Below are 11,960 nucleotides of genomic sequence, written 5' to 3'. Positions count from 1 at the left end.
TTACGGGGATTTTGGTACGCTGACTTCGATCTTGTCACCATCTCGATTTTGATACGTGACGATGTTTCAGTCCCCTTACGGGGATTTTGGTACGCTGACTCTGTCCCTCAGTACCCGCTCCCTGACTGGGCTCACAGGCGATTTTTTCAAACCTAAGGCTTTTTTGGCCTTTTTCAGGTACCCGGGTGAAAAATAAAAATCAGGCAGTGTCGTCTATCCGCTTCGTTACGCCATTTGTAGGCATTTTGGAAATTTTCAAACCTACGGGGTTTTTGACCCTAAAATAGGTTTTCCAAAGGTCAGACAAAATCAGTATTACCTTGACTTATCTCAAGTATACTTTTTTCGCTGCACCTTGTCAAACCACTGCACCGCAACGAAGGGCCAAACAGAACAAATCCCCAAGAAAAGCCATCACAGCCCACCTTGGGGATTCAAGTTCTTACCCAAAGCAAAGAAAATTGTACCGGCCATTACAAAAGTGTTCCGTCTCCTACGGGGATGGGTGTCTTAACGGTCATAATCAACCAGCAAAAGTATGTTGGCTTTAAAGTGTTTCAGTCCCCGTTCGGAGAGATACTGTATTCGGCCCTTTCTTACATCAATCGTCCCCACAAATGTCGCGCAGCCTGAATCACTTGTCGCTCAGACGGCGCCGTCGTCATGGCCGATTAGTAAAGATTATCAGCATGAAATAATTTCTTTGCAGCGATGGCAAACAGCGGAACATCGTCGTACTGCATATCGGGATCATTGTGCACGCGCGGCGCTATATTGGCTTCCGCATCCACTTCCATGCCAAGACTTTTCAGATACTTTATATCCCAGTCCGGGCGACGATGATTACTGATGCGGACAGCGTCTTTGATGTTGTTGCAGGTGTCGATGAGTTCTTGATTGATATTGGCATGGACATGTTCTTGATTGTCTTTTTTTGAAAAGGTTTCCTGCCCGTAATCGGAGTCAAAGTTCAACAGCAAGCCCTGTGGCTTCAACACGCGATGCCATTCCCGATAGGCCGCCATCGCATCGGGCAGGGTCCAGGTGAGATTTCGGCTGATGACGACATCGAAGGACTCCGATTCGAAATCAAGCTCTTGAGCATTCATCTTCTGAAACTTGGCTGCCACGCCATAGGCCAGAGCATTGATCTTCGCCTCATGAAGCATGGCCCCCGACATATCGATACCCGTCACGGCGTGTCCCATTTTCCCTAATAAGATGGCAAAGAAGCCGGCACCGGTTCCGATATCCAGAATCCGAAGGTTCTGTCCCTGAGGAAGTTTTTCCTTAAGCAGCCGGCTCCAAGCTTCCGCACTGGGGCCTTTCAGTTCTTTTCGTCTCGTCTTGCTGAAATCATCGCTGCGCGAGTCCCAATAGGCCTCGATTTCGCGATTCAGCTCACCATACGTATCGATGTCTTCATTATATTTCATATTATTTGTCGCCATATTAATCGCTCTCCTACGCCCTCCTGCCGCAAACTCCGAAATCCTTCGTCGGTAGGGCTTTAAAAATTTTCCATTCATATCATTCACTGTTATTAGTTTATCGAATATAATAAAAATTTATAAGCCCCCTATGGGGATAATAAAGAATGTTTTTAGCATTTCTCGGGAAAATGCCGATACTAAAAGAAATTTTCAAAAAACCGTCATTAACAAATCAATTTGCCATTCTTTAGTCATCAAATCTTTGAATGTAAGGCTTAATCTGCAATTATCATCGTCCAATATCCCCCAATAGGGCTTATATGTATACATTTTTTAAGGTATTATTAAAGTTATGAAGAAAACGAAGAAAGGATGAGACATGTTGAATTATACACTGCAGCGTTTCCTACAGTTGATTCCCATTCTGTTTGGGATCACCTTCCTGTCCTTCCTGCTGATGTATATGGCAGGCAGTGATGCCGTAACGGAAATGTATACCAACCGCGGCGTAGAGGTGGCCCAAGAAATCATCGATGCCAGAAAAGCCGAGCTGGGATTGAATCTGCCCTTCTTCCGGCAGTATGCGTCCTGGCTTCAGGCGATGCTGCACGGAAATATGGGTATGAGCTATGTGACGGGCGAGCCCGTGCTGGAATCCTTTCTGCGAAAGCTGCCGGCGACGATATTGCTGACGACACTATCGATATTGCTGACGGTAGTGATTTCCCTGCCCTTAGGCATTTTGGCAGCGGTCCGTCACAATAAAGCGGAAGATTTGATCCTGCGCTTTTTCAGCTTTATCGGCAATGCCATGCCGAATTTCTTTGTGGCCATGCTGTTGATGCAGTTGCTAGGCATCCAATTGAACCTCTTGCCGGTCATCTCCGGCGGCACGGATTGGCAGAGCACCATCATGCCGACGATGACCCTGGCCATTGCCATGTCGGCGAAGTATTTGCGGCAGGTCCGTTCTACCGTACTGGAAGAGCTCAATAAGGATTATGTGTTGGGGGCCAAGGCCCGTGGGGTCAGCCGTAAGGTTATTCTTTGGAAGAATGTCATGAAGTCCGCCATGCTGACCATTATGACCCTGTTAACCTTGTCGATCGGCAGCCTTTTGGGCGGTACGGCCATTATCGAAAGCATCTTCATGTGGGATGGCGTCGGCAAGCTGGCCGTAGATGCCATCAATATGCGTGACTATCCGTTGATTCAGGCTTATGTCATGTGGATGGCGATCATCTATGTCGTGGTCAATCTGATAGCCGATCTGCTGTATCATCATCTGGATCCGCGTATCCGGCTGGGGGTGAGCCGCAAGTGAACGACGTTACGGTACGAATTCAAACCGTGAAAAAGGACCGACTCAAATATAAACTAATCGCCTTCTCGATCTTGGCTTTATTACTGATTGCCGCAGCCTTTTTCAGCGAATCCCTGTGTCCGTATGACCCGTATGAACAGAATCTGGCCATTGCCAAGGCAGCGCCCTCTGCCGAACATCTGCTGGGTACCGACCGTTTCGGCCGCGATATGCTCTCAAGGATCATTGCCGGCAGCTATACGAGTATTTTTTCTACCCTCCTGTTGGTCGGTTTTATTACCGTGTTTGGCAGTCTCATCGGCATTGTCTGTGCCTGGTCGGGAAAATGGATTGATACACTGCTCATGCGCCTGGCCGATATGTTTCTGGCCTTCCCCGGCCTGGTCTTTGCCTTAGCCGTTGCTGCTGTATTAGGCGGCGGTGTCCATAACGCCATCTTAGCCCTGGCGGCCATCAGCTGGCCCAAATATGCCCGTCTGGCCCGCAGTCAGGCCTTAGCCCAGCAGTCGGCAACCTATATGCAGGCCGCTAAAATGGCAGGAAACAGTACATTTCAAATGATTTACAAGCATGTCATTCCCAATATTTCAGGTCCCATCTTGGTCACGGCCATGCTCGATATCGGCACGATGATGATGGAATTAGCCGGGCTTTCTTTTCTGGGACTGGGCGCAAAGCCACCGATTCCCGAGTGGGGCAGCATGATGAGTGATACCCGTAATCTCTTGGCGACTCATCCTTGGGTAACCCTGTCTCCCGGCGTGGCTATCTTTGTGTCGGTTATGGTTTTCAATCTCCTTGGGGATACGGTCCGTGACTGGCTGGACCCAAAGAATCGGAGGTAAGGATGAGCGGCATCATACGATATGATCAGGTAGATATCAGTTATAACGGAAGGCGGGTCGTCCAAGATGTCAGCTTTGACCTTCAAGCCGGAGAAATCCTCGGCATTGCCGGCGAAAGCGGCAGTGGAAAGTCAACGTTATTGAAGGCTGCTATGGGCCTGTTAGGCAGAGACGGCCTCGTCACCCGCGGCGATATTTGGTATCAGGACAAGAATCTGCCGGACCTTTCGGAAAGGGACATGCAGGTCCTCTGCGGACCGGAGATCGCCATGATTTTTCAGACTGCCGGGACTTCCTTTATCCCCATTCGAACGATACGGGCGCAAATCCGAGAAATGATGGCAGCTCACGGCTATACGGATAAAAAGGCCGTAGAAACGCAGGCCCCAGACCTGCTGACAAAATTAGGCTTTACGGACCCCCGGCGTATTTTAGACAGCTATCCCTTTGAACTCTCCGGCGGCATGCAGCAGCGTGTGGGCGTGGCGGCGGCCATGCTCCTGAAACCGAAAGTCCTTTTGGCCGATGAGCCCACTTCGGCCTTAGATGTTACGGTACAAAAACAGGTCATCGAGGAAATGCTGCTGGCGAGGAAACTGTTTGGCACCGCCATTCTGCTCGTTACCCACAATATCGGCGTCATTAAGGCCATGGCGGACACGATGCTGATTATGAAGGATGGCCAGATGGTGGAATACGGAGACGTACAGGAAATCTTACAACATCCCCGGACAAGTTATACGAAAAAACTGCTGGCCGCCGTGCCGAAGTTAAGGAGGTAAATGATGGAAGAACTGTTACGCGTAGAGCACCTCCGCAAAATTTTTACCGCTGCCGATGGGAATGATTTTCCGGCCGTCGATGATGTGACCTTTTCCGTCGGCGAAGGAGAAAAGGTGGCCATCATCGGTGAAAGCGGCAGCGGCAAGACAACGGTGGCGAAGATGGTGACACGGCTGCTCGATGCGACCTCCGGAAGCATCATCCTGGAGGGCCAAGATATTACGAAAGCTTCCGGCAGAAAACTGCGGCAGGCCTACGGGAAAATGCAGATGGTCTTTCAGATGCCCGTGGAAAGCTTCGATCCTCGCCGGACATTGGGAGATGGCATCACCGAAGGCCTGCGCAATCACGGCCGGTCCAAAAAAGACGCCGCAGCAGAATGTCAGCGCCTCTTGGAACGCTGCGGCCTCGAGTCAGCCTTTGCCGACCGGTATCCTCATGAGGTCAGCGGCGGTCAATGCCAGAGAGCGGCCATCGCCCGGGCCCTGGCCATTCAGCCTAAGCTGTTGATTCTCGATGAAGCCACGTCGGCCCTGGATGTAACCGTACAGGCCGACATCCTGTCCCTCCTCGATGAACTGCAGAAGGAATTGAAGATGTCTTATCTCTTCATTTCTCATGATATCGCCCTGGTTCAAGACTTCTGCGACCGGGTCATCGTCATGCACGACGGAAATATCATAGAAACGGGAACGACGGAGGAGGTAATTCGCCATCCGCAGCAGGACTATACGAAGAAGCTCATAGACAGCGTACTATAAGGAGGAAATGCAATGAAATGGAAGAAACTGGCAGCCCTGATGATCGGTGCCCTGCTGTGCGTCGGTGCCATTACCGGCTGCGGCAATGATTCGGCCGGAGGTGGCAGCGGAAATAAGGTACTGACAATTGGCGACACGACCTTCAACAGCTCCAATGAAGAACCCGACGTCAACCCCCACAACGCCTACGCCGGCTGGGCCTGTATCCGCTACGGCATCGGGGAGACCCTGGTCAAGTACTCCGATGACATGGAGCTCCAGCCTTGGTTGGCGGTCAAGTGGGAAAACACCGATCCCTTGACGTGGAAACTGACCCTTCGTGACAATGTCAAATTTTCCAGCGGCCGTGTAATGGATGCCGCTGCCGTCAAACAGTGTCTGGAACATCTGATTGCCAACAACAAACGAGCCCAACAGGACTTGAAGATTGCTTCTATTGAAGCAAAGGGGCAAGAACTCATCATCAGGACGACAGAACCGAAACCGGCCCTGCTCAATTATCTCGGCGATCCCTATGGCTGTATCATCGATGTCGACGCCGGGTTTGAAAATGGAATCGTAGCCGGTACGGGTCCGTATATCGCGACCGATTTAAAGACCGACGACCATCTGACCCTCAAGAAAAATGACACCTATTGGGGCGGCACGCCGAAGCTGGATAAGATTACGATCCGCACCATTACCGACGGCAACACCCTGGCCAATGCCCTCCAGTCCGGTGAAGTGCAGGCGGCCTACGGCATGGCTTATGAAAGCTACCCCCTCTTCCAAAATGATCAGTACAATATCTCCCAGATTTCTACGTCCCGCTGTTTCTTCGGCAAGATGAATTTCGATCCCGATTCAGTCTGCGCCGATCCGGCTGTCCGCAAGGCCATTGCCATGGGGATCGACAAGAAAAGTTTCGTCGACAAATTGTTGGAAGGAAACGGATTCCCGGCGAACGGCGTATTCCCGGCAGGCTCTGCCTTTGGCGGCGATAAGGTAACGACCGAAACCTACGATCCGGAAGGGGCCAAGAAAGTGCTGGAACAAGCCGGCTGGTCAGACACCGATGGCGACGGAATCCGTGAGAAGAACGGCAAGAAACTGGTCGTAAAATGGCTGACCTATCCGAGTCGTCAAGAACTGCCGCTGTTGGCCGAATCGGCCCAATCCACCCTAAAAGATATCGGCATAGCCGTCGATATCAATAATACAGCCGATAACAACCAAGTCGTCAAAGATCCGAAGAAATGGGATGTCTATGCCATGGCCAACGTCCAAGCTCCTACGGGCGATCCGGAGTACTGGTTCACCGTATTTGCCGTAAGCAATGCCACCAAGAACCAGGGAAAATATCACAGCGCCAAGTTGGATGCCCTGGAAGAACAACTGAGCCAAGAATTCGACCCGGCCAAACGCGCTGCCCTGGCCGTCCGGATGCAGCAGACCGTCCTTGACGATAACGCCTTCGTCTTCTGTTCTTTCCTGAAGATGAGCATGATTTCCAAGAAAAACGTCAAGAACTATACCTCCCATGCCTGCGATTACTATCAGGTCACGGCCGATTTGGACGTCGAATAATTTCCGTACCCTTCCCCATAAATCAGGATAATGAAAAACTCTATCCAAAATAACAGCAGCCGTTTACGTCACAGTGCGTAAACGGCTGTTTCATGTTCAAGTTTTAGTTCAAGTACGGCTTCCGAACAACGATAGCCTTCGGGATATTTTGATAAGATCATCCCTGTTCATCAACACTTTTTGCTAGTATACTTCAAAAAAATACTTTAAAATAAAGTTTTTATAGTATAAAAGAAAAACTTTCCCACAAAAGGCTGACTACTGTCGGTTCACTTTGAGAACTTTCAATAAAAAAAGAACCCTCACAAATCGCTTCACGTTGCGATTTATGAGGGTTGCTATTATTTTATTCCCATTCAATGGTTGCAGGCGGTTTACTGGTAATATCGTAGACGATGCGGTTGATGTGGTCTACTTCGTTTACGATGCGGCTCGAGATTTTATCGAGGACGTCGTAAGGAATGCGGGCCCAATCAGCCGTCATGAAGTCTGTCGTCGTGACGCCGCGCAGGGCCAGTGTGTAGTCATAGGTTCTGAAGTCGCCCATGACGCCGACGGAGCGGTTATTGGTGAGGACGGCAAAGTACTGGTTGATGTCGCGCTGCATGCCGGCATTGGCGATTTCTTCGCGGAAGATGGCATCGGCATCGCGGAGGATATCCAGTTTGTCTTTGGTGATTTCACCCATGACGCGGATAGCCAGGCCCGGACCCGGGAAAGGCTGGCGCCATACGAGGTATTCGGGAAGGCCCAGTTCAGCCCCGAGTTCGCGGACTTCGTCTTTAAAGAGGTTGCGAAGGGGTTCGATGAGGCCTTTGAAATCGACGACAGCCGGAAGGCCGCCGACGTTGTGGTGGCTCTTGATGACGGCTGCATCGCCGGCACCGGATTCGATGACGTCGGGGTAAATCGTCCCCTGCGCCAGGAAGTCGACGGATCCGATTTTACGTCCTTCGTCTTCAAAGACGCGGATAAATTCTTCACCGATGATTTTCCGCTTCCGTTCGGGATCGCTGACGCCTTCCAGTTTAGAAAGGAAGCGATCCGACGCATCGACGCGGATGAAGTTCATGCCGCTGTCTTTAAAAGCGTTTTCGACTTCGTCGCCTTCGTTCTTGCGAAGGAGGCCGTGATCGACGAAGATGCAGGTCAGCTGACTGCCGACGGCCTTAGAAATGAGGGCCGCAGCCACCGAGCTGTCGACGCCGCCGGAGAGGGCCAGGACGACTTTGCCGTCGCCGACCGTTTCTTTAATGGAGGCAATGGCCGTCTTGGCGTAGTTGGCCATGGTCCACGAGCCGGTGCAGCCGCAGACTTCGAAGAGGAAATTATGGATCATTTCCTTGCCGTGTTCCGTGTGGAGCACTTCCGGATGATACTGCATGGCATAGAGTTTTTTCGCCGGATTCTGCATGGCAGCGACCGGGCAGTTCGCCGTATGGGCTACGACTTCAAAGCCTTCGGGAATGGAGGCGACGTAGTCCTGATGACTCATCCAAACGACTTCTTTTTCCTGAAGGCCTTTGAATAAGGGCGATGCCGTATTGACGTCGATTTCCGTCTTGCCGAATTCCCGCATGGTCGCATTCTGGACTTCACCGCCTAAGGTTTGGGCCATGAACTGCATGCCGTAGCAGAGGCCGAGAACAGGCGTGCCGAGCTGGAAGACTTCGGCTTCGATCTTCGGTGCATTTTCTTCATAGACACTGCCGGGGCCACCCGTAAAGATGACGCCTATGGGCTGAAGTTCTTTGATTTTTGCAACGGCTTTATGATAAGGGTATACCTCACAATATACGTGATTTTCGCGGACGCGCCGTGCGATGAGCTGGTTGTATTGACCCCCAAAATCGACGACGATAACGAGTTCTTTGGTATCCATTATGGCCTCCTCGTGAATGACTTTTTTAGCAGCACAGCTGCCTAAATGATAAGATCATATAATTATACCACAGGACAGCGTCCATGCCTAGCCACAAAGGAGGCGATTACTTCCATTCCCGATACAAATCCTTTAAGATGCAGGCCCGGGTAATCATGCCGACGACGCGATGGTTGTCGACGACGGGCAGGATTTTCAAGTGTTCAATGACCATGACGGCGGCGACCTGTTCGATATCGGCTTTAGGCGTGGCGATCATGACGTCTTTGGTCATCAGCTTCTTACAGGGCTGATCGAGGAGGTTTTTAAATTCCTTGACGTACTTACAAATGCGGTTGGTATACACTTTGGTGCCCATGAAAGGCAGGCGAGGAATATGCGGCTTCGAGCTGCGATACATGAGGTCGGCACTGGAAATGAGGCCGATGAGATGGCTGTTTTCGTCGACGACCGGTACGGCCAGGAGGCGATGTTTGATAAAAAGGCGAAATACGTCGCGAATGGGCGTATCCGGCGTGACCGATACGAATACCTTTTCCATGACGTCCCGAACGAGGACGGCCGGTTTTTCCGCTGCTGTTTCAACCGGTTCAACGGTTTCGACAGTTTCTTCTTCGACGGGCAATGAGTCTTTCTTCATGTCTTCCGTCATCTTCTTCTCCCCCTTTTAATCTTCGCCGTATTCACGGTACAATTCATCGAGAATATTGCCGCGCGTAACGATGCCGACAATGTGTTTTTCTTCAACAATAGGAATGACCTTCAAGTGTTCGGCTACCATGACGCCGGCAATCTGTTCGACATCAGCATCGGGTGCTGCAATGATGACGTCTTTGGTCATCATGTCGCGAGCCGTGCAGGCCAAAAGTTTCTTAAAGCCCTTGTCGTATTCGCTGATACCGTTGTAATAGATGCTGGCACCGAGCAAATTGACGTAATGCGGAACGTGGGGTTTTACCTTTTTGTACAGTAAATCGGCATCGGTTACGATCCCGACCAATTCTTCCTTGTCATTGATGATAGGAATGGCGGTGATGCGATTCTTTACAAACAGATTGACTAAGTCAAACACAGACGTTTCCGGGCTTGCCGTGATAAAAGCTTTTTCCATAATATCGGATGCAGTACGTTTTGCCATATAGTATCACTCCTTTAAAAGAAAACGGCACGTGTGTCGTCTTATATATCTATTATACTATAAATATTAGACATAAAGAGGTTGATTTCCTGCTATGAGGTGAAAAAATCTCTAAAGACCGTCCCTTCTCTTAAATAACTCCTTCTTCATGAAGGCGGGCAATCTCTTCCTCTGTCAGATGGACTATCTCTTTGAGGATATCGTCGGTATGCTGCCCCAAGGTCGGTGCCGGACGAAAGGCCCTATCCTCGCAGCCATGGATTTTGATGGGCGTCCCCGGCACGGAAATCGTCTCCCCAATGGCAGGATCGTCAATATCCCACAGCATATGGCGCCGTTTTATGACCGGGTTTTCGCACACCCCCTTGGTATCGGCAATGCGGCCAAAGGGGATTTCGGCATCGGAGAGCTTCGTTTCCAGTTCATCCAGCGTGTGCTGCCGGCTCCAGCCTTCAATAATCGGTTTCAATTCGTCCGGATAATGTTCGCAGCGCAGTTTATTATCGGCAAATCGCGGGTCATCGGCCAGCTCCAGTTTTCCCATAATCTGACACAAAGACCGCCAAAAGCGCTGGGTCCCGCAGACCAGGGCAAATTGCCCGTCGGCTGCTTTAAAAATATCACAGGGAGCCACGGACAGATTTCGGTTGCCTACGGCTTCTACAATATCTCCGTTCAGTTCGTAGGACAGGGCTCCCGTTTCTAAAATAGAGAAAATCGTATCCAGCATAGAAACATCGACACGCCGCCCCATGCCGGTCCGTTCCCGCTGGAATAAGGCCATGACGATAGCCAGGGACAAATAGGTCCCGGAATAGTTGTCGGCAATGGACGATCCTACTTTATACATATGGTCCTTTTCACCGGTCATGCTCATGAGCCCGCCCATAGCCTGGGCGATGAGATCATAACTGGGGAGTTCCGCTTCCGGACCTTCCAAACCAAAACCTGAAATCGAAGCGTAAATCAAGGACGGATTGATGTCTTTTAAGACCTCATAACCGAGACCCAATTTTTCCAGGGTACCGACGCGGAAGTTTTCACAAAGGACATCGACTTCTTTGATTAATTTTTTGAAAATCTCTTTGCCCTCTTCCGTTTTCAGATTGAGGGTCAGGCCAAACTTATTGCGGTTGATATAGGCATAATACCCGCTGGCGCCATTTTTAAAAGGGGCCCAGCCACGGGACTGATCCCCCTTTCCCGGCACTTCCAGCTTAATGACCTCAGCCCCCTGATCGGCCAGATGCATGGTACAAAAGGGTCCGCTGTAGGCATGGGTCATATCGAGGACACGGACACCGGTCAAGGGCTTTGTCTTTGCATCTACCGACTGTTCTTTATGTTGTTCCATACAGATTCCTCCTCTTGATGGCCCTTACTCAACCCGGCCATCGTATGAATCCCGTTATAGATTTAGCAGCAGCCTCGGATGCTATGAAAGGGGATTCTAATCGATTGACATACTCCCACGGCTAAAGCCGAGGGATTCTAGGATACGAGCGAAAACTGCGCATCTCGCGATGGTCTTACGTTCTCTCTCCTAACGGATGATGTCCCACCCGTATACAAATTTATGCTGTTAGTAGCCTCAGACCTTCTGACAAAATATTTCTAGCCGCATTGCGGTCTCGGTCGTGATGGATTCCGCAGGAAGGGCAAGTCCATTCAGAGACACGAATATTCTTAACTTCTTTGTTTTGGTAGCCACAGTCATGACAAATCTGACTGGACGGATAAAATGTATCTACCTTAATAATTTTCGTTCCTGTCTGACGGCTGACATATCTCAGGATATTCTCGAACGCAGCAAAGCCGTAGTCGTTGACTTTTTTCCCGTGACCTTGCTGCATAGCCTTCATGCTGAGACTTTCAAAACAGATAACCGCATACTTCTGACATAGCTCTTTCGCGAGTTTAAAGTGGAAATCTCTGCGCTGATTCGCTTGTTTTCGATAGAGTCGTGCTAATCCTTTACGATACTTCTTACGATTCTTCGAGCGGAGTTGACGGCGCGACAGATTTCGACAGGCCGTACGGATAGCCTTCTGGTTCTTCTGAAAGAAGGATGGCGCGGCAATATCATTTTCCTCATCCGGAGCAACGAGCATTTTATCTTTAAAGCAGAAATCAAACCCGACGCTTTTACCTGTTCGTAGTTTAACTTCTGTAATTTTTTGTTCACAGACGAAGTAGAGATAAATGTCTCCCAAAGTGTCCCGCTTAAC

Annotated in this window: 11 protein-coding genes; 5 read left to right on the top strand and 6 right to left on the bottom strand. The window is 50.3% G+C overall.

Annotation, left to right across the window (positions count from 1 at the left end; genetic code table 11):
• Positions 1-671 precede the first annotated feature (671 nt).
• Positions 672-1,451 carry a class I SAM-dependent methyltransferase gene (locus UCI88_RS04660; RefSeq protein WP_256179420.1) on the bottom strand — a complete coding sequence of 260 codons (780 nt, stop codon included), beginning with the start codon at positions 1,449-1,451 and terminating at the stop codon, positions 672-674.
• A 361-nt stretch (positions 1,452-1,812) separates the two neighbouring features.
• On the opposite strand from UCI88_RS04660, the gene nikB reads away from it, so the two are divergent.
• The 5 genes from nikB (at position 1,813) to UCI88_RS04635 (ending at position 6,712) form a co-directional block, all read left to right on the top strand.
• The gene (gene nikB / locus UCI88_RS04655; protein ID WP_256179419.1) at positions 1,813-2,757 is read left to right on the top strand and encodes a nickel ABC transporter permease; all 945 of its coding nucleotides are present in this window, start codon (positions 1,813-1,815) and stop codon (positions 2,755-2,757) included.
• Positions 2,758-2,828: 71 nt separating this feature from the next.
• On the top strand, positions 2,829-3,602 hold the full coding sequence (locus tag UCI88_RS04650) for an ABC transporter permease (protein WP_302356948.1): 774 nt from the start codon (positions 2,829-2,831) through the stop codon (positions 3,600-3,602).
• 2 nt (positions 3,603-3,604) lie between these two features.
• Entirely contained in the window at positions 3,605-4,384 is a 780-nt protein-coding gene (locus tag UCI88_RS04645) for an ABC transporter ATP-binding protein (protein WP_256179416.1), read from the top strand.
• A 3-nt stretch (positions 4,385-4,387) separates the two neighbouring features.
• The gene (locus UCI88_RS04640) at positions 4,388-5,146 is read left to right on the top strand and encodes an ABC transporter ATP-binding protein (RefSeq protein ID WP_256179415.1); all 759 of its coding nucleotides are present in this window, start codon (positions 4,388-4,390) and stop codon (positions 5,144-5,146) included.
• Positions 5,147-5,158: 12 nt separating this feature from the next.
• The gene (locus UCI88_RS04635; protein WP_256179414.1) at positions 5,159-6,712 is read left to right on the top strand and encodes an ABC transporter substrate-binding protein; all 1,554 of its coding nucleotides are present in this window, start codon (positions 5,159-5,161) and stop codon (positions 6,710-6,712) included.
• A gap of 346 nt (positions 6,713-7,058) precedes the next feature.
• Here UCI88_RS04635 and guaA read toward each other — a convergent pair whose 3' ends face one another.
• The 5 genes from guaA to UCI88_RS04610 form a co-directional block, all read right to left on the bottom strand.
• Positions 7,059-8,594, bottom strand: coding sequence for a glutamine-hydrolyzing GMP synthase (gene guaA / locus UCI88_RS04630; RefSeq protein ID WP_256179413.1), 1,536 nt, complete (start codon positions 8,592-8,594; stop codon positions 7,059-7,061).
• A gap of 106 nt (positions 8,595-8,700) precedes the next feature.
• Positions 8,701-9,246: a CBS domain-containing protein gene (locus UCI88_RS04625; RefSeq protein ID WP_049917265.1), complete on the bottom strand. Its 546-nt coding sequence runs from the start codon at positions 9,244-9,246 to the stop codon at positions 8,701-8,703.
• A 15-nt stretch (positions 9,247-9,261) separates the two neighbouring features.
• On the bottom strand, positions 9,262-9,732 hold the full coding sequence (locus UCI88_RS04620) for a CBS domain-containing protein (RefSeq protein WP_225069033.1): 471 nt from the start codon (positions 9,730-9,732) through the stop codon (positions 9,262-9,264).
• A 130-nt stretch (positions 9,733-9,862) separates the two neighbouring features.
• Complete coding sequence (locus tag UCI88_RS04615; RefSeq protein ID WP_256179412.1) at positions 9,863-11,086, bottom strand: CaiB/BaiF CoA transferase family protein; 1,224 nt, start codon at positions 11,084-11,086, stop codon at positions 9,863-9,865.
• A gap of 220 nt (positions 11,087-11,306) precedes the next feature.
• Positions 11,307-11,960 (bottom strand): RNA-guided endonuclease InsQ/TnpB family protein (locus UCI88_RS04610; RefSeq protein ID WP_330024070.1); only part of this gene is annotated, 654 nt, incomplete at its 5' end.

Origin of the sequence: Megasphaera massiliensis, assembly GCF_036305205.1 — a bacterium.
GTDB lineage: Bacteria > Bacillota > Negativicutes > Veillonellales > Megasphaeraceae > Megasphaera > Megasphaera massiliensis.
This window is presented reverse-complemented; position numbering and strand designations above follow the sequence as displayed.